The 21,732-nt window shown below is 39.5% G+C and carries 21 protein-coding genes; 14 read left to right on the forward strand and 7 right to left on the reverse strand.

From position 1 onward, the window contains the following. Positions 1-18: 18 nt before the first annotated feature. The gene (locus I6E82_RS04885; protein WP_197116961.1) at positions 19-870 is read right to left on the reverse strand and encodes an alpha/beta hydrolase; all 852 of its coding nucleotides are present in this window, start codon (positions 868-870) and stop codon (positions 19-21) included. A gap of 415 nt (positions 871-1,285) precedes the next feature. Here I6E82_RS04885 and I6E82_RS04890 point away from each other — a divergent pair, with 415 nt between their 5' ends. Next, entirely contained in the window at positions 1,286-2,575 is a 1,290-nt protein-coding gene (locus I6E82_RS04890; protein ID WP_197111923.1) for an alkaline phosphatase, read from the forward strand. Positions 2,576-2,832: 257 nt separating this feature from the next. Here I6E82_RS04890 and I6E82_RS04895 read toward each other — a convergent pair whose 3' ends face one another. From I6E82_RS04895 to I6E82_RS04905, 3 genes are all read right to left on the reverse strand, one after another. Further along, the gene (locus tag I6E82_RS04895) at positions 2,833-3,162 is read right to left on the reverse strand and encodes a hypothetical protein (RefSeq protein WP_197116963.1); all 330 of its coding nucleotides are present in this window, start codon (positions 3,160-3,162) and stop codon (positions 2,833-2,835) included. A 68-nt stretch (positions 3,163-3,230) separates the two neighbouring features. Continuing rightward, positions 3,231-3,932 (reverse strand): tRNA (adenosine(37)-N6)-threonylcarbamoyltransferase complex dimerization subunit type 1 TsaB, encoded by a 702-nt coding sequence (gene tsaB, locus I6E82_RS04900; RefSeq protein ID WP_197116964.1) that lies wholly within the window; start codon positions 3,930-3,932, stop codon positions 3,231-3,233. Positions 3,933-3,941: 9 nt separating this feature from the next. Further along, positions 3,942-5,858, reverse strand: a complete 1,917-nt coding sequence (locus I6E82_RS04905) for an ATP-dependent DNA helicase (RefSeq protein WP_197116965.1) — start codon at positions 5,856-5,858, stop codon at positions 3,942-3,944. A 332-nt stretch (positions 5,859-6,190) separates the two neighbouring features. On the opposite strand from I6E82_RS04905, the gene I6E82_RS04910 reads away from it, so the two are divergent. Next, complete coding sequence (locus tag I6E82_RS04910) at positions 6,191-7,474, forward strand: cation:proton antiporter (protein ID WP_007580638.1); 1,284 nt, start codon at positions 6,191-6,193, stop codon at positions 7,472-7,474. 283 nt (positions 7,475-7,757) lie between these two features. Then, positions 7,758-9,614 carry a cytochrome c/FTR1 family iron permease gene (locus I6E82_RS04915; protein WP_197117306.1) on the forward strand — a complete coding sequence of 619 codons (1,857 nt, stop codon included), beginning with the start codon at positions 7,758-7,760 and terminating at the stop codon, positions 9,612-9,614. Positions 9,615-9,726: 112 nt separating this feature from the next. Here I6E82_RS04915 and I6E82_RS04920 read toward each other — a convergent pair whose 3' ends face one another. Then, the gene (locus I6E82_RS04920; protein WP_024594333.1) at positions 9,727-9,963 is read right to left on the reverse strand and encodes a hypothetical protein; all 237 of its coding nucleotides are present in this window, start codon (positions 9,961-9,963) and stop codon (positions 9,727-9,729) included. A gap of 419 nt (positions 9,964-10,382) precedes the next feature. Between I6E82_RS04920 and hisG the strand changes: the two genes are divergently transcribed. From hisG to I6E82_RS04970, 10 genes are all read left to right on the forward strand, one after another. Beyond that, positions 10,383-11,282 carry an ATP phosphoribosyltransferase gene (hisG, locus tag I6E82_RS04925; protein WP_007580644.1) on the forward strand — a complete coding sequence of 300 codons (900 nt, stop codon included), beginning with the start codon at positions 10,383-10,385 and terminating at the stop codon, positions 11,280-11,282. Between the two features lie 5 nt (positions 11,283-11,287). Beyond that, the gene (gene hisD, locus I6E82_RS04930) at positions 11,288-12,589 is read left to right on the forward strand and encodes a histidinol dehydrogenase (protein ID WP_007580646.1); all 1,302 of its coding nucleotides are present in this window, start codon (positions 11,288-11,290) and stop codon (positions 12,587-12,589) included. Then, on the forward strand, positions 12,579-13,688 hold the full coding sequence (hisC, locus tag I6E82_RS04935; protein WP_101216942.1) for a histidinol-phosphate transaminase: 1,110 nt from the start codon (positions 12,579-12,581) through the stop codon (positions 13,686-13,688). The genes hisD and hisC overlap by 11 nt, the downstream gene beginning before the upstream one ends. Further along, positions 13,685-14,746, forward strand: coding sequence for a bifunctional histidinol-phosphatase/imidazoleglycerol-phosphate dehydratase HisB (gene hisB, locus I6E82_RS04940; RefSeq protein ID WP_197116966.1), 1,062 nt, complete (start codon positions 13,685-13,687; stop codon positions 14,744-14,746). Before hisC ends, hisB begins: the two co-directional genes overlap by 4 nt. After that, on the forward strand, positions 14,743-15,333 hold the full coding sequence (gene hisH, locus I6E82_RS04945; RefSeq protein ID WP_002960265.1) for an imidazole glycerol phosphate synthase subunit HisH: 591 nt from the start codon (positions 14,743-14,745) through the stop codon (positions 15,331-15,333). Before hisB ends, hisH begins: the two co-directional genes overlap by 4 nt. Positions 15,334-15,366: 33 nt before the next feature. Further along, entirely contained in the window at positions 15,367-16,101 is a 735-nt protein-coding gene (locus I6E82_RS04950) for a 1-(5-phosphoribosyl)-5-[(5-phosphoribosylamino)methylideneamino] imidazole-4-carboxamide isomerase (RefSeq protein ID WP_010552951.1), read from the forward strand. After that, positions 16,083-16,862 carry an imidazole glycerol phosphate synthase subunit HisF gene (gene hisF, locus I6E82_RS04955; protein ID WP_024611092.1) on the forward strand — a complete coding sequence of 260 codons (780 nt, stop codon included), beginning with the start codon at positions 16,083-16,085 and terminating at the stop codon, positions 16,860-16,862. The genes I6E82_RS04950 and hisF overlap by 19 nt, the downstream gene beginning before the upstream one ends. Then, entirely contained in the window at positions 16,853-17,467 is a 615-nt protein-coding gene (gene hisIE, locus I6E82_RS04960; protein WP_197111931.1) for a bifunctional phosphoribosyl-AMP cyclohydrolase/phosphoribosyl-ATP diphosphatase HisIE, read from the forward strand. Before hisF ends, hisIE begins: the two co-directional genes overlap by 10 nt. A gap of 108 nt (positions 17,468-17,575) precedes the next feature. Beyond that, positions 17,576-18,130 carry a hypothetical protein gene (locus I6E82_RS04965; RefSeq protein ID WP_197116967.1) on the forward strand — a complete coding sequence of 185 codons (555 nt, stop codon included), beginning with the start codon at positions 17,576-17,578 and terminating at the stop codon, positions 18,128-18,130. 2 nt (positions 18,131-18,132) lie between these two features. Further along, entirely contained in the window at positions 18,133-18,321 is a 189-nt protein-coding gene (locus tag I6E82_RS04970; RefSeq protein WP_002960277.1) for a DUF1289 domain-containing protein, read from the forward strand. A gap of 40 nt (positions 18,322-18,361) precedes the next feature. Here I6E82_RS04970 and I6E82_RS04975 read toward each other — a convergent pair whose 3' ends face one another. Continuing rightward, on the reverse strand, positions 18,362-18,910 hold the full coding sequence (locus I6E82_RS04975; protein ID WP_197116968.1) for a gluconokinase: 549 nt from the start codon (positions 18,908-18,910) through the stop codon (positions 18,362-18,364). Between the two features lie 150 nt (positions 18,911-19,060). Between I6E82_RS04975 and gntU the strand changes: the two genes are divergently transcribed. Further along, positions 19,061-20,404 (forward strand): gluconate transporter, encoded by a 1,344-nt coding sequence (gene gntU, locus I6E82_RS04980; RefSeq protein WP_197116969.1) that lies wholly within the window; start codon positions 19,061-19,063, stop codon positions 20,402-20,404. Between the two features lie 92 nt (positions 20,405-20,496). Here the strand turns inward: gntU and gntR are convergent, their stop codons facing one another. Further along, positions 20,497-21,507, reverse strand: coding sequence for a gluconate operon transcriptional repressor GntR (gntR, locus tag I6E82_RS04985; RefSeq protein ID WP_197116971.1), 1,011 nt, complete (start codon positions 21,505-21,507; stop codon positions 20,497-20,499). Between the last annotated feature and the right edge of the window lie 225 nt (positions 21,508-21,732).

A 21,732-nucleotide genomic window follows, 5' to 3' on the forward strand; every position in this document is an offset into this window, starting at 1 on the left:
TTTAACACAAACTTACAATTAACATGCACCATTTTGCAGCATAAAGTCTTGAATATGCTCAAAACAGTGTTCACTGCTTTGCATGTGGCAATGATGCCCACCATCTACATTAATGACCTTCAAGCTATTGTAATAACTAATATACTTTGCCAAATTTTGTTTTACAAACGAATAACCTTCGTTACCTAAAATTAATTGACATGGTGCAATTAAATCTTTTATTGCACCAATACATTGCGCCTCATCAAACCTAAAACCTGAGTGATTTTTGAGCTTTGGATCTGTTGTTAGCGCAAAACCATCTAAAACCTGTTTTATATTTCGCTGCATTAATAGCGTAATAAGCTCGCTATTTAAATCGGTTGTTTGAGCGCGTGCTTCATAAATAAGTTCTTTCGATTTATAAATTCTCGACTTTTTATTTTTTAAACGCGCTCTATTTAGTACCGCACTTTTAAACTGTTCACACACGCCTTCACTAGGGGTTGTAACACAACCAATTCCCTCAATAAAGGTAACAGACTTTACATAATCGCTAAAGCAGCTAGCAAAAAGACCTGCAACCATAGCTCCCATTGAATGACCTACTAAATGTACTTTTTTAACACCAAGCGCATTTATAAGTTGGTACACATCGTCAATATAATCAACAAAATAATAGTGTGCATCATCACTTCGCCAAGACGATAAACCGTGCCCAACAAAGTCAATGCAGTACCAAGTGTGTTTTGGGTTAACGTTGTTTAACATTGGCATAAAGCTATGGCAGTTGTCTAACCACCCATGCAACGCTATTACTATTTCGTTCCCTAAACCTACTTTTAAGCCATGAATATTTAAATTATTGGTTTCAATATTAAATGGCTGCACGGTAAGTCCTTTATTAATTTAGAGCATCATTATTTATAGCATACAAGTTGTCAGACCACTAACTTAGAAAATGGTGCCAAATTCACGATTTAATTATCTTCCTGGTATCAAATATAGCACTGAGTAGAAAACCAAACTCAATATTTTCAATAACTTAAAAATGGAGTAATAAGCAAAGTTTTTTTAACATATTAATTTTGAGTACCTTTTAAACAAATAAAAGGTGAGAGCACCATATATAGATAGCTTATAACTAGTATAATTTAAATAAATAGAACTAACAGCGTTAACTACAATTCTATGTATATAAAATCAAAGTATAAATTATAAATATCTCAGATATTCATTTATTTATCATCCTATCTGTATACAATATCAGCGGCTATTAAATAAGGTACACTCATAAGGTACAACCATGAAAAAACAGATCAGCTTATTGGCACTTTTATGCACCGCTTCTGGTGCCTACGCAGAATCAGCACCTAAAAATGTAATTTATATGATTGGTGACGGCATGGGTCCGGCTTACACCACGGCTTATCGCTATTTTAAAGATGACCCTGCAACAAAAGAAGTAGAAGGCACGGTTTTTGACACTATTTTAAAAGGCATGGCTCATACCTACCCTGACGACCATACTTATGTAACAGACAGTGCAGCGGGTGCTACAGCGCTTAGTAGCGGTCATAAAAGTTATAATGGCGCGGTTGGTGTAGATACAGACAAAAAACCAGTTAAAACTATGCTTGAAATAGCAAAAGAGCGTGGTATGACAACAGCGCTTGTTGTAACGTCACAAATAAACCATGCAACACCTGCTAGCTTTACAGCTCACAATGAATCTCGTTACAACTACGATGATATTGCCAACGATTATATTGATAATAAGATTGCTGGTAAATTACCCGTTGATTTAATGCTAGGTGGCGGTACTAAATATTTTATTCGAGATGACCGTAATTTAGTTGAAGAATTTAAAGCGGCAGGTTACCAATACGGTGACGATATTAATAATCTGGGCCAAATTACACAAATACCTGCCATAGGTTTGTATGCAAGCAAAGGCCTGCCATTTGCACTTGATATAAACCCAACTCGCCTTACTCAGTTAACATCTAAAGCGCTTGGTTTACTAGATAACCAGAACGAAGAAGGCTTTTTTGTGATGATTGAGGGCAGCCAAATTGATTGGTGTGGTCACTCTAACGATATAGCCTGTGCGATGGCAGAAATGGACGACTTTGCTAAATCAATCGAAAAAGCAAAAGCGTACGTTGATAAAAATAAAGACACGATACTTGTAGTTACAGCCGATCACTCAACGGGCGGTTTAACTATTGGTTCGCACGGCCAATTTAAATGGGAAACAGACGTAATTAAGGGTGTTAAGGCAACTGCTAGTAAGTTAACTGACAAACTTATGGAGTCTAAAGACTTAAAACCAGTATGGACTGCTAACACCAATATTGAATTTACAACCGAAAACCAAATCAAACTTGAGCAAGCTAAAAAAATGGGCGAAAAAGCGCTTAATTTAGCTGTTAAAAGTATTATTAGTGATGCGAGCTTTACTGGCTGGACAACCGGCGGACACACCGCTGTAGACGTTCAAGTATTTGCCTATGGCAAAGGCAGTGAGCAATTTATTGGCTCACAAAATAATACTGATATTGCCGATAAGCTAATTGGCTTTATTGAACAGTAATACCAATCCGCAATAATACTTAATCAATTTGAGGGGTTAAATCTGACGTTAACTACGTTAAAAATTTCTGATATCGAACAACTAAATAACGAAATTTTTGCCTTGTTATCGACACGATTTTCTTCCCTCAAAATAGATCACTTAATTAAGCTAATTGGTATAATTTCACCTCGTTTTTAACACAAAAAGCCCGAACACATGTTCGGGCTTTTTATTAAATTTTATAGCTGTATTTATGTAAAGTGCTTGAATGCGCTTTAAGCGTATATATCAACGCCTATTAAATTTTGTACTTCGGCTCTGCGTTCTAAATTGGCAAATTCAGTATAAGTAGAAATCGCTTTGCTTACTTGAGCCGTCGGTTGGTCGTAAATTGTTTGGCTGTATTCATTGCTTTTAGCACTGTTTTTAAACAGTTGATTAGCCAGTTCGACGCCCTCGACACTGCTTTTTACATAATCGGTATTCGTTTTTTGAGCAACCGGCTGGTCTAATAAACTCTGTGGTTTATTAGTAACAACTTTAGTAGGGCTAACCCTACCCGGAATATCTCCGGTAAAAAAACCTGAACCAATAGGCAGCGTCATTACGCGTCTCCAACCTTAATATTGCATAAAATTATGATTTAAAAACAACCAATTTGCAAATAATATGATTACTCACGTCCTGGTAGCTTTTTCCACGTTACCGTATCGCGCACATATTTAGGTTGAGCGTCACTCGCTTTTACAACGTCACCCGCTAAAAACGCGGCTTCAACATGCGCTAACATATAACGCGCATCAGGCAATGTAATATCAGTATTAATTGTCACGTTTTCAAAGTCATTAAGCGCATCAGGATAGGTTTTAAAGCCTGTGCCCACGGCTATAGATGGCTCAGTAGTCGCTATATAGTCATTGTTTAGTAAATCAGGTTTTATAACGCACTCTTGGTTAACTAAAAGCATTAGATTATTTTGCGCTTGGTAATGTGCAAAGTATATCTCCCCCATACGCGCATCTATGCTTGGATAAACACTAAGACTACCGTTTTGTTCAAACGCTTGTTGCGCCATAATAGCCAAAGTAGACACACCTACAAGCGGCAAGTTAGTTGAATACGCTAAACCTTGTGCTATTGCTACACTAATACGTACACCAGTAAAACTGCCCGGGCCTTGCCCAAAACCAATGACATCTAAGTCTTTTAATTTACAGTTTGCTTTAGTTAATAGCTCATCCACAAGTGGAAGTATTTTTTGGCTATGTTGCTGCGGACATTCTTCAAAATGATGAAATGTTTGGCCCTGAAAATGTAAAACAATTGAAAGTGCTTCAGTTGAAGCATCAAGGGCAAGAATATTACTTTTGATCATTTTATTACTCTAATTAATTTGTTTTAAAAATGTATTGGCATCTTCTAAGCTTCGCGTGCGGCGCATCGGCGGTAAGCTTTTTAAAAATACTTGGCCATATTGGCGTGTAACTAAGCGATTATCGCATATTACAAGTACGCCTTTGTCTTTACTATCTCGAATTAAACGCCCTACACCTTGTTTTAGCGCAATAACAGCCTGCGGTAATTGTATGTGTGAAAAAGGGTCTTTTCCCTGCATTTGGCAATCTTGCATTTTAGCTTGAAGCAATGGATCGTCAGGGGCCGCAAATGGCAATTTGTCTATAATAACACAGCTTAACGTGCTGCCGCGTACATCAACGCCTTCCCAAAATGAAGCCGTGCCCAGTAATACAGCATTACCATGGCGGGTAAATTTCTCTAAAATAATACGCTTAGACATTTGCCCCTGCATATAAACTGGGTAGTCAATTTGTGTGGTGAGCCCTTCGGCAACTAAGTGCATCATTCGATAGCTCGTAAATAACACAAAACAACGCCCTTGCGCTGACTTTATAAGCTCAAGTGTTAATTTTACAATCGCATGCGGCATATTATCAGCGTGCGATTCGGGTAAGTAACGCGGTAAACACAGCAGCGCCTGATTAGGGTAATCAAACGGGCTATCTACCATCATGCTTTGCTTTGGTTTTAAACCAAGGCTTGCATTAAAGTGCTCGAGTTTGTTATCAACCGAAAGTGTTGCTGATGTAAATACAAAGCCTGCCCCCGTGTCTTGCATCATTTGAGCAAATTTAGCTGATACATTTAATGGCGTTATATTAATCGTTAAATAACGGCGCGTTGTTTCATACCAGTAACTAAAGCCAGTTTGAGCAGTATCAAAAACCCGCTCTAACTGCCCTTTAAACGCAAGTGCACGCTCAAACGGATGCTCAATTTTGTCGCTTCTATCTAGGCAAAGTTTAAGTACTTGATAAACAAAATCTAAATCACTAATGACGCGGTGGAGCGCCGAACATATTTGTTTATCACTTAGCTTTTCTCGCCAATCGCCTCTACTGCCATCAACACCAAACTGCAATCGTAAATCAGCAACGCTCGTCTCAAGCTTATTTAAACTTTTACCAAGTTGCAGCATATCGGGTATTTCAGCTCTATAAATAGCACGTAAATCATTAATTAAATCCACCAGCTTTTTAGTGCTTACACTCTCACCAAAATAATCACTGGCTATTTCACTTAACTGATGCGCTTCATCAAATATATATGCGTCGGCTTTTGGCATAAGCTCAGCAAAGCCACTTTCTTTTACGGCCATATCAGCAAAAAATAAATGATGGTTAATAACAACCACATCGGCATCGGCCGCAGTTAGACGTGCTTTGCGTATATAGCAGCTTTGAAAATCTGGGCATTCTTTGCCTAAGCAGTTATCAGCTGTTGAATTTACATAAGGCAGTACTTTGGCATCATCCTCTATACCAATACAATCGGCTAAATCGCCCGATTGCGTTTCACTGGCAAACTTAGCCACCATAGCTAGTTGATGCATTACGTCGGAGTCATCAGTAGGCACATGTGCAACATGCTGATTAAGTCGATAGGTACATAAGTAATTGGCACGCCCTTTTAATAAGGCGGTTTTTTTAGAAGCACCAAGCGCTTTCACTAATTGAGGTAAATCGCGGTGATATAACTGTTCTTGTAAAGCTTTAGAACCAGTCGATATTATCGTTCGGCCTTTTGATTTAAGTGCAGGGGCTAAATATGCAAATGTTTTACCAGTACCCGTGCCTGCTTCAACAACTAATTGCGAACTGTTTTTTAATGCATCTGCAACAGCTACTGCCATATCAATTTGTGGTTGGCGAGGCGTATATCCATCTAACGATGACGCCAAAGGCCCGGTTGCACTAAACAGCTGTTTGATAATACCAATCACTTTAAAATAAATAATAGCGGGATTTTACGTAAGCAAAGCATTTAGGGCAAGTAATTACAAAATCGACTTTTATTTTATGATGCAACACACGTTTCAATAATGTGATTAACCACTAAAGTTTACAACAAACACTGTATTTATAACGTACATTTAATTTAATAATGACAATATTTACAAAGCCACATTTCCTATTAACTCTTACTAAAAACAATCCGTATTAAAAGCTATATTTAGGCATAAATACTGTGACTCTCAAATATTACAGGAGTAACATACGCGGGTTTATAATCCTCCTTTTTGTGTGTCGTTTAAAAAATAGTTAAGGTTAATCAATGAATGCTTGGTACCTCATTTGTTTTCTCTCTGCAATTGCAATTTTTATAGCCTTTGCAAACCAGTACATCCTCAAAATGCAAACTACTATTGCCATTACTACCGGCTCTGTGGTTATTTCTTTATTACTGATTATTGCAGTAAAATTATTAGGCGATCAGAACGCATTAGCAATGACCCAAATTGTTTCCAGTATTGACTTTAACGAGTTACTACTTAAAGGCATGTTGGGGTTTTTACTTTATGCGGGTGCGCTCGAAATAAACCTACTTGCCCTGCGTAAGCAGCGGTGGGAAATTACTGCTCTGGTATTGTTTTCAACTATTGCTTCCACATTTATTGTGGGTTATTTAAGCTTTTATTTATTTTCAGTTTTTGGTTTTGATGTCCCTTTTATTTATTGTTTACTGTTTGGCGCGCTTATTAGCCCAACCGACCCTATTGCTGTACTTGCTATTATTAAACAAATGCGAGCACCAGAAGGTATATCGGTTCAAGTTGAAGGTGAGTCGCTATTTAACGATGGTATTGGTTTAGTAATATTTACCACTATATTTTCTGTTGCTTTTTATGGCACAGATGCACAATTTGGTGACATAGCAGAGCTATTTTTTGTAGATGCAATAGGGGGTATTGCATTTGGTTTAGTGATTGCATTAGTTGGCCATTTTTTAATTATTAATAGCCGCGATGTAAACATTCGCTTATTAATTACTTTAACTATCCCAACAGCAGGTTTTGCTGCTGCAAATATTTGGGAAATATCTGGCGCACTTGCCATGGTAACCAGTGGCATATTAATGGGTAATATTACCCGCACTAAAGCAACCGAGCGCACAGGGCCTGAAGATACCCGCTACGTAAAAGATTTTTGGCATGCAACCGACAGCTTTCTAAATGCTCTACTGTTTTTAATAATAGGTATGCTAATAGTCACTATGCCAATCACGCTTGGAGAAATTGGTTTAGGCTTATTAATGGTACCTGTTGTATTACTAGCACGCTTTATAAGTGTAGGCGCACCATTTGTAATTTTTAAACGCTTTAGAACTTACGATAAACACAGTGTTAAAATTTTGACCTGGGGTGGACTACGTGGTGGCCTTGCTCTGGCAATGGCGGCAGCAATCCCACGCGAGCAAGTTTTTGTAGGCGGTTCAGACCTACATAACCTAATCGTTATTGTTACTTACGTAGTGGTTATATTTTCTATTATTGTACAAGGCTTAACTATTTCGCCGCTTATTCAAAGTAGCATTAAGTCAGCTGAGCAAGCCAAGTAATAAATGCTTTGTCTGCAACACATTCAGTAACCAAGTTATTATAAAAATCACTTGGTTACTGTTACTCATGTGTTACAAAAACACTTTAAAGTTCTATAAATTGTTATCCTTTTTATTTATCTGCTTTGTTTAAATTAATCCGCTTGAAATGCAAATGAAAACAATTATAATTTTGACTTTTCCTCTACAGGGCTTTTCGATGTCCATAAATAATTCTCACATGTTTTTAAATTTTGTGTCTCTGAGCAAACGACAATTTCAATGTTTTTTTATGCTTTTTATAATGGTCATGGCAAGCTTTAGTGTTTCAGCCTCGCCTAATGAGCAAACAAAAATAAAACAAATTGCACAGCTTGCAGAGTATGTAGGTGTTGATTACGTGGCAGCTGTTGGGAATGGTGAAATACTTGATCCTGACGAATATCAAGAAATGACTGAATTTTCGAACGTCATTATTGACCAAGCTGGGCAGCTATCAAGCCAAACAAATGAGTTTGATACAGTAAAGGCATACGCTAAAGCACTGCATACAGCGATTGCTAATAAAGCGAGTGTTGTAGATGTACGTGCAGCAAGCTCAGCACTTCGTGAGTCACTACTTACCTTTATGCCACAACTATCGTTACCTACATCGCTACTTCCTGTTGAGCAAACCAAAGCGCTTTTTGCTGCTAACTGTTCAATGTGTCACGGCCCAAGTGGTCAAGGCGACGGCCCGCTTGCAAAAAACTTATCACCAGAGCCTACCAACTTTAGCGATGAAGAGCGCGCAACCAACCGCTCATTAATGGGCTTGTTTGACGCCGTAAGTAACGGCATTAACGACACACCAATGGTTGCCTTTACACAATTTAACGAACAACAACGTTGGTCTTTAGCTTTTTATGTAGGCAGCTTGGCATTTAAAGATGTTCAAAAACCACAAAATTTAGAGCAAAACATTACCGCTTCGCAGATTGTAAACCTAAACCCTGCACAATTATCGGCAGGTCAAAGTGAAACACAAGCACATTACGTTAAATGGCTTCGTGGTAATCCAGAGCAACTATTTACCGGTAAAAAGAATCCGATAACGGTTACTCGCACGCAGTTGCTTGCAGCGCAAGCCGCGCATGCTAAAGGCAATTACTCACAAGCAAGTGACTTAGCAATTAGTGCATACCTAGATGGCTTTGAGCTTGTTGAAAATAACTTAAATGCTTACGACGAAACTTTGCGTAAAAACATCGAAGTACAACTGATGAACCTGCGCCAAACATTTAAAAACGAAAAAGATACGGCCGTCGTTGCCGAAAAAGTAAATGCCGCACTAACCCAACTCGCTAAAGCAGATAGCATGCTAAACGAAACTAAGCTAACTGACGGTGCGCTACTTTCAGCAAGTTTAGTTATATTACTGCGAGAGGGCTTGGAAGCTCTACTTGTTATTATTGCCCTTATGACTGTGCTTATTAAAACTAAACGCAAAGATGCTCTAAAATATGTACATATTGGTTGGATAACAGCACTTATTGCTGGTGGTTTAACATGGGCTGCGGCGCAAACATTAATAGAAATAAGTGGTGCAAGTCGCGAAGTAATGGAAGGTGCTGGAGCATTGTTTGCCGCAGTAATTTTACTGTATGTTGGCGTATGGATGCACAGTAAAACCAGTGCGCAGCAATGGCAAAAATACATAAAAGACAATATAGATAAACGCCTTGAGTCGGGTACATTATGGGGTTTAGCAGGGCTTTCATTTATAGCCGTATACCGAGAAGTATTCGAAACCGTACTGTTCTATCAGTCTTTATTAACGCAAAGCTCGCCTGCCCAATATTCATCTATTGCATCGGGTTTTGCGATAGCTGTAGCAATACTGGCTATTATTACGTGGGTATTAATTAAGTACTCAATTAAATTACCGGTTGCTAAGTTTTTTGCAATTACCACTTACCTATTATTTGCACTCTCGTTTGTACTTATGGGCAAAGCCGTTATTGCATTACAAGAGGCCGACATAATAGGTATTGCGCCGCTACCAATGAGCTTTGATATTGCATGGCTTGGTATAAAGTCAACATGGCAAGGTATTGTGGCTCAAGTATGTGTGTTCGCTATATTTAGCTTTTATATATTTAAAAGCAAAAACCAAGAGTAATGCCTATCTGCTTAAGAGTTTAAGCTAATTGGCATAAGCAAAATACATAGTAAAAAGGCCCGCAAGGGCCTTTTTGAGTTAATTGCTTATGTATTTAGTAAAGTTGGTATTATCAAGCCCATGTATCTAAATGGGTGTTTTCGTCATCATCTAGGTTGGACTTTTTTTTACTATTTTGATCATCAAGCATATTGAGCTTTTTCTTTTTTTGTAACTCACGCCTTTTTTTATTCTCTAGTTCAACTTTTTCAGCGGCAGCCCCACTTTGCACACCCGCAATATGAAAAGCACTTTTTGACTCAACTTCTAGCCTAGTTATTCTTCCTAAATAAGGGATCATAATATCCATAAGTACTTCCTTATTTTTTCATTTTATTCATTAACCACTTGGTTTGAGTGATAAACAACCAATTATTGGCGAAAATTGCGCTTATTATCTTAATATTATCGACAGTTATAACATATGCTTTAATTAAGCTAAAAAAAACTTGCCATAATATAGCTGTTTATGTTTTTATGAATGCGAAATTTATTTAAACAGATAACAACTGAACGTTACTATATCAACGAGCAGTTACATAGGATAAAAAATGCGCTTAAACCTGACAACAGTACATCATCACCACCATTCACCGGAATAACCTGTCAGGTCTTTCGCTGAGAGGTTATTCCTAAAAGGAACCTCTGGCGATTCAAATAACATTGATTCATTTTCGCCCTGAGGTTCCCCTCGGGGTTTTTAGTTTTTAAATTAAAGGAAAATGAATAATGAACAACAGTAATCGTCTACGTATCGCCATCCAAAAAGGCGGCCGCCTATCTAAAGATTGTCAAGATCTGCTTAAACAGTTAGGTGTTAAACTTAACCTTCGTGAACAACGCTTAATTGCACACTCAACTAATATGCCAATTGACGTACTACGTGTGCGCGATGACGATATTCCGGGTTTAGTAATGGACGGTGTATGTGACTTAGGCATAGTTGGCGAAAACGTACTTGTAGAAGTTCAAGCAGAACGTGAACGACAAGGTGTTCCAAGTGAAGTAACCAAACTTTCAAAACTAGACTTTGGTTACTGTCGTCTTGCACTTGCATGGCCACAAGAGCTTGGCGCTCGCGATAAGAGCTGGTTTGAAGGCAAACGTATTGCGACTACCTACCCAGAAATCTTAACTCAGTGGTTAAAGCGCGAAGGTATTAACGCAAGTACAGTAATGCTTACGGGTTCTGTTGAAGTAGCACCGCGTGCGGGTTTATCTGATGCAATTTGTGATTTAGTATCTACTGGCGCAACACTTGAAGCTAACGGCTTGATTCAAGGCGAAACAATTTTAGAATCAAACGCGTGTTTAATTCAAAATAAAGATCTTCAAGATGCTGACAAACTAGCACTAATCAATAAGCTTATGCCGCGCCTACGTGGTGTTAGACAAGCTAAAGAAAGCAAATACATCATGCTACACGCACCAAAAAACAAACTTGATGAAATTTGTGAAATTTTACCAGGTTCTGGTCAACCTACTCTACTTGCCCTTGCTGGTAACGATGAATACGTAGCACTTCACATGGTAAGCAGCGAAACATTATTTTGGGAAACAATGGAGCAGTTAAAAGCCTTAGGCGCTAACTCTATTTTAGTTATGCCAATTGAAAAAATGATGGAGTAAGTGCCATGCTTCGTTGGAATGAGGAATCTTCACAAGTACAAGCAGCGGCGCTAATGCGCCCTGCAGTTTCTGCCAGTGCCAAGGTTGAAGCTATATGCAAAACTATTTTAGCTAACGTAAAAGAGCAAGGCGATGAAGCCTTACTTAGCATGGCTAAAGAGTTTGATAATAGATCTAACCCTCGCTTATGTGTTCCGCTTGATGAAATTAACGCATCAGAGCAAGCACTAAGTGCAGAGCTTAAATACGCAATTGATACCGCTTATGCAAACGTTAAACGTTTTCACGAAGCGCAATTGCCAAAAGATATTAAATTATCGACCCAACCAGGCGTTGTATGTGAACTGAAATATCAAGCCATCGAAGCAGTCGGTATTTATGTACCCGGTGGCAGTGCTCCACTGCCATCGTCGGTTATTATGCAGGGTGTATTAGCGCAGTTAAGCGGCGCAAAAACCGTTGTACTTGCTACACCAGTACAAGGTGATAAAGCGATTAACCCTGCTATTTTATATGCAGCTAAGTTATGTGGCATTACTACTTTGATAGAAAGTGGTGGCGCAGGCGCAATTGCAGCAATGGCTTATGGCACCGAATCGGTTCCTAAAGTGAACAAAATATTTGGCCCAGGTAATAGCTTTGTAACAATGGCTAAACAGCTCGTTGCGCAAACTATTCCAGGTATGGCAATTGATATGCCAGCAGGTCCGTCTGAAGTACTTGTTATTGCAGATGAACGTGCAAACCCAGAATTTATAGCCGCCGATTTACTCTCACAAGCAGAGCACGGTGCAGACTCGCAAGTTATTTTATTATGTAACAGCGAAAGTATAATAGAACAAACTCAGCAGGCACTTACACGCCAGTTGGCTAATTTGAGTCGCAAAGAAACAGCCGAGCAAGCGCTCGCTAATTCATCGCTTATTTTAGTTGATTCAATTGAGCAAGCATTTGATGTATCGGCGCAATACGGGCCAGAGCACTTAATTTTACAACTAGGCGATGCAACACCATACCTAGATAAGGTTAAAAATGCAGGCTCAGTATTTGTAGGTGACTACACGCCAGAATCTGCAGGCGATTACGCATCAGGTACTAACCACGTGTTACCAACATATGGTTACAGTGCAACATATTCTAGCTTAAACTTGCTTGATTTTTTTCGTACATACACAGTGCAAACAATTACTAAAAGTGGTTTAACACAGCTTTCAAAAGCTATTTTACCACTTGCAGATGCAGAAGGCCTTGATGCCCACGCTAATGCGGTTTCAATTCGTTTAGAGGCAATTAAAAATGAGCAATGAGAGCGCACAAGCGTCTAGCTTATTACCTAAGAATATTGCAGCCCTTGCTGCATACAGCTCTGCAAAAAGTGAAAAGCTAACCGGTACTACGTGGCTAAATGCTAACGAAAGCCCGTATGCTAAAAACCTTGAACTGAGTATTGAAGATTTAAATCGCTACCCTGATCCTCAACCGCAACTGGTTATTGACCGTTACGCCGCTTATACAGAGCTTGAAAGCGAAAATGTATTAATGACGCGCGGCGCAGATGAAGGCATTGAGCTTTTAGTGCGCACATACTGTGAGCCAGCCAAAGATAGTATTGCGCTATTTTTACCAACCTACGGTATGTACAAAGTAACCGCCGATACACACAACGTTGGTATTAACGCGCTTACCCAAGAATTATTATTAAGTGGCAGTGCTGACGAAATAGTTGCAGCTGTTGGCAGCTCAAAACTGGTATTTATTTGTAACCCAAATAATCCAACGGGCAGCCTAACACCACTTGATAAAGTAAAAGCGATTGCAACAGCACTTGCAGGTAAGGCACTGGTTATTGTTGACGAAGCCTATATAGAGTTTTGCCCAAAGCAAAGCGCGACTAAGCTTATTAATGAGTTTAGTAATGTAGTGGTTTTGCGTACGCTTTCTAAAGCCTTTGCGCTAGCGGGGCTCAGAACGGGCTTTACGCTTGCACAAGCGAGCGTACTAGCGCCAATTCGTAAAGTCATTGCGCCGTATCCGGTATCGGGCGTAGTAGCAAGTATTGCAGCGCAAGCAATTGCACCTGATGCAATTACATCAATGCGCCGCCAAGTTACTATTTTAAATAGCTTAAAAGCTAAGTTAGTGGATTGGCTAAACGCATCCCCTGCTGCATTAAAAATTCTCACTGGTGAAGGTAACTTTGTTACTTTAAAATTAGCCGATAAAAACTACTTTAAAATTGCACTTGAGCAAGGTTTGGTTATGCGCGCTTTTACGCTATACGGTGAAGACGACTGGCTACGAATTTCAATTGGCAGTGAACAAGAACTTGAACAAGTAAAAATTTGGTTAGATGGCTTACAAACGCCAGCTTCCACAGCATCTTTAGCAGGAAACGAAGTATCATGAGTAACCCCTATTTATTTATCGACCGCGACGGCACTATCATTGAAGAGCCAATTACCGACAAACAGGTAGATAGCCTTGAAAAGCTAGCATTTTTACCTGGTGTTATTCCTGCGTTGTTACAATTACAAGCTGCAGGTTACCGTTTAGTTATGGTATCTAACCAAGATGGTTTGGGCACAGATAGCTTCCCTACTGCTGATTTTGACATAGCACAAGACAAAATGATGGACATAATGCAAAGCCAAGGCATTAGCTTTGAGACCGTATTAATTTGCCCTCACTTTAACGAGCAAAACTGCGATTGCCGTAAACCTAAAACAGGCTTACTTACCGAGCTTATGCGCTCTGGCAAAGTAGACTTAGCGCGCTCTTTTGTTATTGGCGACCGAGAAACTGATATTGGCCTTGCTCAAAACCTATGTTGTGAAGGCATTTTATACGACGGCGATTGGAGTACGATAGTAACAAAATTGACCACTGCAAACCGCGAAGGTCGTGTTACACGAAACACTAAAGAAACCCAAATTGATGTAGCCATAAACTTAGATCAAACTAAAAATGGCAGCATAGACACCGGCCTTGGCTTTTTTGATCACATGCTTGATCAAATCCGCACGCACGCAAACATTGGTTTAAACATTAAAGCCAAAGGTGATTTACACATAGACGAGCACCACCTTGTTGAAGACATTGGTATTGCTTTAGGTGTCGCACTTAAACAAGCGCTTGGCACTAAATCACAAATTGCACGCTATGGTTTTGCTCTTCCTATGGATGAATGTAAAGCTGAAGCACAAATTGATTTATCAGGTCGTGCATCATTTGTATTAAACGCTAACTTTAGCCGCGAAAAAGCCGGTGATTTAGACGTACAAATGGTTGAGCACTTTTTCAAAAGCTTAAGTGATAACGCCGCCATTAGCCTTATTTTATCGGTAAGCGACGGGAACTGCCATCACCAAGTAGAAGGCTTATTTAAAGCGTTTTCACGTGCACTTCGCATGGCAGTAGCACAAGATACGACCCAACAAACAGCCAGCTCTAAGGGATGTTTATGATTGCCATAATTAATACCGGTTGTGCCAATATAAATTCAGTACGTTTTGCGTTTGAACGCTTAGGGCAAACGCCAACAGTAATTACTTCACCAGAGCAATTAGCGGGTTTTGAGCGCGCTATATTACCAGGTGTAGGTCATGCGTCGGTTGCTATGAAACGCCTAGTCGATAACGGCTGGCAACAAGCTATAAATGAATACCAGCGCCCGCTTATGGGTATTTGTTTAGGTATGCAGTTACTGTGCGAAAGCACCGAAGAAGGTAACGTACAGTGCCTAGGTAAAATACCAGGGCAAGTAAAAGCGCTTGATGTAGGCAATTTAACGTCGCCGCATATGGGTTGGAATAACTTAAGCGTTAATAAAGAGCATGCATTAACTAAAGGGCTGACGCTCGATGAGCAAGTGTATTTTGTTCACAGCTTTGCGCACACCGTAAACGACGCCACACTCGTGAGCGGCGAATATGGTCAAACCTTTTCAGCCATTGTTGCTAAAGACAATTACGCAGGCATGCAATTTCACCCAGAGCGCAGCGCAAAAGTTGGCGCACGTTTATTACAAAATTTTGTTGATTGGCAGTTATAAGCTGCCCATTAACTAACAAAAAAGAGATTATTTGTGATTATTCCAGCATTAGACGTATTACAAAATCAAATTGTGCGCTTGTATCAAGGTAAATACGACACAGCACAGTTTTACCCTTTCGAACTTGGCGCGCGTTTAAAAGAATACGCCGACAGCGGCGCAGGTAAACTACACCTTGTTGATTTAGAAGGTGCACGCGATCCAAGTAAAAAGCAGTGGAAACATATTCAAGCTGCAACCAAAGCACTTAACGTACCATATCAAGTGGGCGGCGGTATTCGCTCAGAACAAGATGTAAGTGATTGGCTTAAAGCCGGTGCAAACCAAGTTGTTATTGGTTCAATGGCAGTAGAAAAACGCGAACAAGTAAAAGCCTGGATTGAACAATTTGGCGCAGAGCACTTTGTAATTGCCCTTGATGTAAATAAAACAGCCACGGGCTGGGCACCTGCTACACACGGTTGGTTAAGTGAATCTGAATTTGGTTTACTTGAGCTGGTAGATTTTTACGTGGGCTTAGGTGTTATTGACTTTTTATGCACGGACATCAGTAAAGATGGCACCATGACGGGTCCATCGTTTGAGCTTTACGAAGATCTAACTCGCCACAACAGCACAATTAAAGTGCAAGCCTCAGGGGGCGTAAGCTCACTTGACGACATTAAAAAGCTTAAAGAGCTAGGTGTAGGCGGCGTTATTTTAGGTAAATCATTGCTTGATGGCGCATTTAGCGTTGAGGAGGCATTGGCATGTTATCAAAACGCATAATCCCATGTTTAGACGTTAAAGACGGCCAAGTAGTTAAAGGCGTTAAGTTTAAAGGTCATGAAGTTGTTGGCGACATTTTGACAATGGCTAAAGCCTACAGCGAAGCTGGCGCCGATGAACTGGTTTTTTACGAAATCAGTGCAAGCGTTGAAAAACGCCTACTTGATGTAAACTGGGTAGAAAGTATTGCACGCAATATCGATATTCCATTTTGTGTAGCCGGCGGTATTAAATCAGTAGCTGATGCAGCGCGTGTTTTAGAGCGCGGTGCTGACAAAATAAGCATTAACAGCCCTGCTATTGCGCGCCCTGAACTTATTAAAGAATTACACGATGAGTTTGGCAAGCAATGTGTTGTTGTTGGCATAGACAGCTTTTTTGATGAAACGACTGGTGAATATTTAGTTTACCAATTAACTGGCGATCCTAATGCATCAAGCCGTACGCGTTATAAAACACAAGAATGGGTTAAACGCGTACAAGACTTAGGCGCCGGCGAAATTGTATTAAACTGTATGAACCAAGATGGCGTTCGTAACGGTTACGACAACGAGCAACTCAGTAAAATTCGCGAGCTATGTAACATTCCTTTAATCGCCTCTGGCGGTGCGGGTAGCATGCAAGATTTTGTTGATGTATTTAAACAAAGCAAAGTAGATGGTGCATTAGCCGCCAGCGTTTTTCATAAAAATGTGATTAACATTGGCGAACTAAAACAATTTTTAACAGATAACCAAGTGGCAGCAAGATTATGCAAGTAACACAACAAAACCAAGCTCAAGTCGATTTCGCTAAAAGTGAAATGATCCCTGCTATTATTCAAGATGCCCGCTCTGGTGTTATTTTAATGCAAGGCTTTATGAACAGCGAAGCACTAAACGTTACGCTTGAGAGTAATAAAGTAACGTTTTACTCGCGTTCAAAATCGCGTTTATGGACTAAAGGTGAGTCATCACAAAACTACTTAAATGTAGTATCAGTTCATACCGATTGTGACTACGATTCAATTTTAGTACTTGCCAACCCAGAAGGCCCAACGTGCCACTTAGGCACACAAAGCTGTTTTGGTGATGAAGCAAAACCAAGTTTAAGCTTTTTAGCACAGTTAGAAGATGTGATTGTAGCGCGTAAAAACGACGACCCTGAAAAAAGCTACACAGCGTCATTATTTGCAAAAGACTTAAGCCGTAGTTGTCAAAAAGTAGGTGAAGAAGGCGTAGAAGTTGCCCTTGCCGCTATGAAACACGATAACTATGAGCTAACAAACGAATCTGCTGATTTAATTTATCACCTTACCGTATTGCTACAACGCCAAGGCTTAGCCCTTGAAGATGTAGTTAAATGCTTGCAAGGTCGCCATAAATAGCATTAGTTGTGACTGACAAACAGGCTCATATTTATGTGGGCCTTTTTATTTTTACAGTAAATCACGTGTGATATAGTGCGTGGCTAAATTAATCGGTTACTGTGAACTATGAAAAACTATATTATTCCTTCTATTGTCGCATTTATTTTAGTTATCGCGTTTATTTTAGCGGGCTGTACCAGCAAAACTAATCAGACTACAACTACAACAACCACTACTACAACGAATCAGTCTGTAAAAACCGCAGTAACACCCGATGAATGCAGCACCATAAATAACCTAATAAATGGTTATGAATCTGGTTTTAATTCAATCAAAACAGATAAAGTAAATAACCAGTTTACTAATCAATGGCGTACTAATACTCATATTATTGGAGCAACCTGTACGGTTACTTTAAATAAGTCAGAGCAAGCAAGCTACCAATGCCAAACACCTGTTAATACACAAACGCAAACCGTAAAGTCTCATCAAAAACTGGCTAAGAAATTACGCCAATGCTTGACCACAACAGGTTGGTTTGAAAGCCAAAAAGAAACAGCAAGTTCAATTTACAGCACCTTTGTACTTGATACTAAAACCCCTGTCATTACACTCTCTACCAATCAAGAAGGTAATGGGTTCACTACTCGCTTTGAAATTGCACCACCGTTAGGACTTTAATAATGCGCCAATTAAATCAAAACAAAAAACCATCTAAATTTAAAACCGATTGCTTAGGAATATGTGAAAGGCGCAGCGGTTACTGCACCGGGTGTGGGCGTACCAACGAAGAAATTTTTGATTGGATAATATTATCTGAAGATGAAAAAAAAGCGATTTTAGAAACACCACGAGCAGATGCTAACTCATAACAAATAAAGCCCCTAAATGTTAAAAGTAACAGTTAACTGATTAACTAAAAACTTTTTGCTTGTTGTTGCTATTCATTTTAGTTGCGCTAATACAGCTTTCGACTACTTGCTCGAATGAGTTATTAATATCTATATTTATAACATTGGGCTCATCTTCTTTTGGAACTTCTAGCGCTTCAAATTGGCTTTTGAGTAAGTCAACAGGCATAAAATGCCCTTTTCTGTCCTGCATACGGCTTTTAACCAGCTCAAAATCACCAAAAAGATGTAAAAAGGTAATGCCTATATTTCCGTCACATATTTGCTCTCGGTATTTCTTTTTTAATGCTGAGCAGACTATTACCGCGACTTCATTTTTCTTTTCAATGCTAAATGCAGCATCACGTATTCTTTCTAGCCAAGGCACACGATCAGCATCGTTTAAAGGCTGCCCAGATGACATTTTTAATATATTAGCTTTGGGATGTAAGTCGTCTCCGTCGATAAATTTAGCGCCAATGCGCTTTGCTAATGCATCACCCACACTTGACTTTCCTGTGCTTGAAACCCCCATTACAATATAAACACGACCTACATTTGTGTTACTCATGTATTTACCCTCGCCTTAATTTAATAATTAATTATTTTCAATGTATATATTATATTGAGTTACGGGTAACATGTTACGCGTAACAAATGCGAAAGTGAAGTTAAACACACACTAAACATCATAATTCACACTGAATATAAGTAGGGAAAAATGTCAGATTTATCATTAATACTAACAGCGGCAGGCTCCATATTTTTATTGCTTTTCTTAGTAATGAAAGTACGACTACATGCTGTCGTCTCTTTAATCCTTGTTTCTATGATTGCAGGATTATTCTCAGGAATGAGCCCTGAAATAATTGCCGCTACAATTCAAAAAGGAATGGCCGGAACGCTAGGCTTTGTAGCGGTGGTGGTCGCTTTAGGCGCCATGTTTGGCAAAGTAATGGAAGAAACCGGCGCGCTGGATCGCATTGCCCACACACTTTTACACCGTTTTGGAGAAAAAAACGCTAATTGGGCGCTTACCTTTACGGGCTTTATTTGTGCCCTCCCCCTCTTTTTTGATGTGGCCGTTGTACTTTTAATCGGTATTGTTTTTGCAGTGGTAAGAAAAGGCGGTGGCAGCGTTGTTAAAATTGGTATTGGGCTACTTGCTGGGATAGCGTCTTGTCAGGCGTTTCTTATTCCTGCGCCAGGGCCGATTTTGGTTGCCTCTCAATTAGGCGCTGACTATGGTTATATGATTTTATTTGGCCTTATTGCTGCCATACCGGCAATGATTATAGGAGGTCCAATTTGGGGCTCTATTATTTCTAAATCTATTCATGTAGAACTCCCACAGCACGAACAAATCGACGATAACCAAAGAGTTGGTAAAGGGACGCCTAGTTTTGGATTAGCATTAGGTTTGATTGCTTTGCCATTAATTATGATTAGTTTAAATACTATTGGTAGCCGCTTTGTTGAAAAAGACTCTGATTTATATAATTGGTTAGCCTTTATAGGTCATCCATTCACAGCAATTTTAGTTGCCTGCCTAATGGCATTTTATTTGCTCGGCGCAAGGCGCGGTGTCTCTAATGCTAAAATCATGGAAATTTGTGGTAGTGCCTTACAACCTGCGGGAATTATTATTCTTGTCACTGGTGCCGGAGGGGTATTTAAACAAGTATTAGTTGATTCAGGAGTAGGTACTGCACTGGGTAATTACTTAGCTGGCTCAGGCTTACCGATTGTAATACTCGCTTTTGTATTATCAGCCGCTGTGCGGGTCATTCAAGGCTCTGCGACAGTAGCTATGCTTACAGCGTGTGGCTTAATTATTCCAATGCTTCAGCCTTTAGGCCTTGATGGAGCGCAGCTTGCAGCTGTCACCATCGCTATTGGTGGGGGATCTATTGTGCTCTCCCATGTAAACGACTCAGGATTTTGGTTAGCGAGTCGCTATCTCGGTTTGAGCGAAATGCAAACTCTTAAAACGTGGACGGTAATGGAAACCATTATTGGTACTGTTGGCGCACTTGTCGCTATGATTATTTCTCTGTTTTTGTAAATTTATAGTGCGTAGAGCTATCACACATATAAAAATTACCTGAGCCTTTTGTTATTTAGGCTCAGGTAATTAGGCTCATATAATTAGAGTATTTAAACACTTTTACCTAGATGAACTATATAACCAGTATCAATTACTTGCTTATAATTCATGCTAGTATCCAAATCGGAATTAATCCGGCTCAACAACTCTCTTCCCGCAACATTACCTATCTGATAACGAGGGGTGATCACACTTGCTAATTGAGGCACCATTGCTTGGCCAATATCATGACCATGAAAACCCACAACCCCCATTTGGCTAGGCACTAAAATATTGTTTCGCTGGCACTCAAAAATAGCCCCAATTGCTAAATCATCATTAGTACAAAACAAACAGTCAGTATTTGGGTAGTCAGTACGCGCTTTTTGTAAAAGTTCAGCGCCTAAACTGTAAGATGAAGCTTGATCAGTCATCACACTTTTAGGCGTAAAGCCTTTAGCTAACATAGCATCTGAATAGCCTTGAAATTTTAGGCGTGTTCGTACATCGAGCCTTGCACCTATATAAACAATATTGCGATAGCCTTTATTTAAAAGTGCTGTCGTCATATCAAAAGAGGCTTTAACGTTATCAAAACCAACCGCTTGCTGCATAGGAGAGTGATGAGTATCCATTATTTCAATCACAGGTACGCCTGACATTTCAATCATTTTTAGCGTTCTGTCTGTGTGTGTGGTTTCTGATAAAATTAAACCATCAACGTGGTACGACAATAAATACTCAACCCGTTTTTCTTCAATTTCAGGGTTGTAACCATAATGGGCCAACATTGTTTGATACCCTGCAGGCCCTGTTACATCTTCAATCCCTCTTATAACTTGAGCAAATACGTGGTTCGTTAACGATGGAACGAGTACACCTATAGAGTAGCTTTTAGCATTAGAGAGTAAATCAGGGGCTTTATTTGCAATGTAACCTAGCGTATCAATAGCTGCACTAATTTTTGTGCGAGTAGACTCTGATACTTTTTCGGGATTACGTAGATAACGACTCACCGTCATTTTGGTTACACCAACCGCATCGGCAATATCTTGAAGAGAAGAACGTTTGTTTTTTTTCATCACACACAATTAAATAAAATGTTACTTGTAACATACCAACTATTGTGAAAAATCACTACTTTTAGCCCATTTTATTTAGGTTAAAGTAATAAATATTTAGCCTACCGCCTGTATTTAAACTGTAGCTAAATGAATGGCTAAAAAGGTTTAGAAAACCTAAACCTTTTTAACAAACAATACTGTATTTACAGTAAAGCTGAACAAGCATTTCTAATTAATGTAATT

The sequence above is a fragment of the Pseudoalteromonas sp. NZS11 genome (assembly GCF_015864765.1).
Taxonomy (GTDB): Bacteria; Pseudomonadota; Gammaproteobacteria; order Enterobacterales; family Alteromonadaceae; genus Pseudoalteromonas; species Pseudoalteromonas arctica.

Excerpts from the sequence above, each read along its gene's own strand:
- hisB (WP_197116966.1), top strand. The coding sequence starts at position 13,685 with ATGAGTAACCCCTATTTATTTATCGACCGCGACGGCACTATCATTGAA.
- I6E82_RS04895 (WP_197116963.1), bottom strand. The coding sequence starts at position 3,162 with ATGACGCTGCCTATTGGTTCAGGTTTTTTTACCGGAGATATTCCGGGT.
- I6E82_RS04920 (WP_024594333.1), bottom strand. The coding sequence starts at position 9,963 with ATGGATATTATGATCCCTTATTTAGGAAGAATAACTAGGCTAGAAGTT.
- gntR (WP_197116971.1), bottom strand. The coding sequence starts at position 21,507 with ATGAAAAAAAACAAACGTTCTTCTCTTCAAGATATTGCCGATGCGGTT.
- gntU (WP_197116969.1), top strand. The coding sequence starts at position 19,061 with ATGTCAGATTTATCATTAATACTAACAGCGGCAGGCTCCATATTTTTA.
- hisG (WP_007580644.1), top strand. The coding sequence starts at position 10,383 with ATGAACAACAGTAATCGTCTACGTATCGCCATCCAAAAAGGCGGCCGC.
- hisF (WP_024611092.1), top strand. The coding sequence starts at position 16,083 with ATGTTATCAAAACGCATAATCCCATGTTTAGACGTTAAAGACGGCCAA.
- tsaB (WP_197116964.1), bottom strand. The coding sequence starts at position 3,932 with ATGATCAAAAGTAATATTCTTGCCCTTGATGCTTCAACTGAAGCACTT.
- I6E82_RS04910 (WP_007580638.1), top strand. The coding sequence starts at position 6,191 with ATGAATGCTTGGTACCTCATTTGTTTTCTCTCTGCAATTGCAATTTTT.
- hisIE (WP_197111931.1), top strand. The coding sequence starts at position 16,853 with ATGCAAGTAACACAACAAAACCAAGCTCAAGTCGATTTCGCTAAAAGT.
- I6E82_RS04915 (WP_197117306.1), top strand. The coding sequence starts at position 7,758 with ATGGTCATGGCAAGCTTTAGTGTTTCAGCCTCGCCTAATGAGCAAACA.
- hisH (WP_002960265.1), top strand. The coding sequence starts at position 14,743 with ATGATTGCCATAATTAATACCGGTTGTGCCAATATAAATTCAGTACGT.
- hisC (WP_101216942.1), top strand. The coding sequence starts at position 12,579 with ATGAGCAATGAGAGCGCACAAGCGTCTAGCTTATTACCTAAGAATATT.
- hisD (WP_007580646.1), top strand. The coding sequence starts at position 11,288 with ATGCTTCGTTGGAATGAGGAATCTTCACAAGTACAAGCAGCGGCGCTA.
- I6E82_RS04890 (WP_197111923.1), top strand. The coding sequence starts at position 1,286 with ATGAAAAAACAGATCAGCTTATTGGCACTTTTATGCACCGCTTCTGGT.
- I6E82_RS04975 (WP_197116968.1), bottom strand. The coding sequence starts at position 18,910 with ATGAGTAACACAAATGTAGGTCGTGTTTATATTGTAATGGGGGTTTCA.
- I6E82_RS04970 (WP_002960277.1), top strand. The coding sequence starts at position 18,133 with ATGCGCCAATTAAATCAAAACAAAAAACCATCTAAATTTAAAACCGAT.
- I6E82_RS04965 (WP_197116967.1), top strand. The coding sequence starts at position 17,576 with ATGAAAAACTATATTATTCCTTCTATTGTCGCATTTATTTTAGTTATC.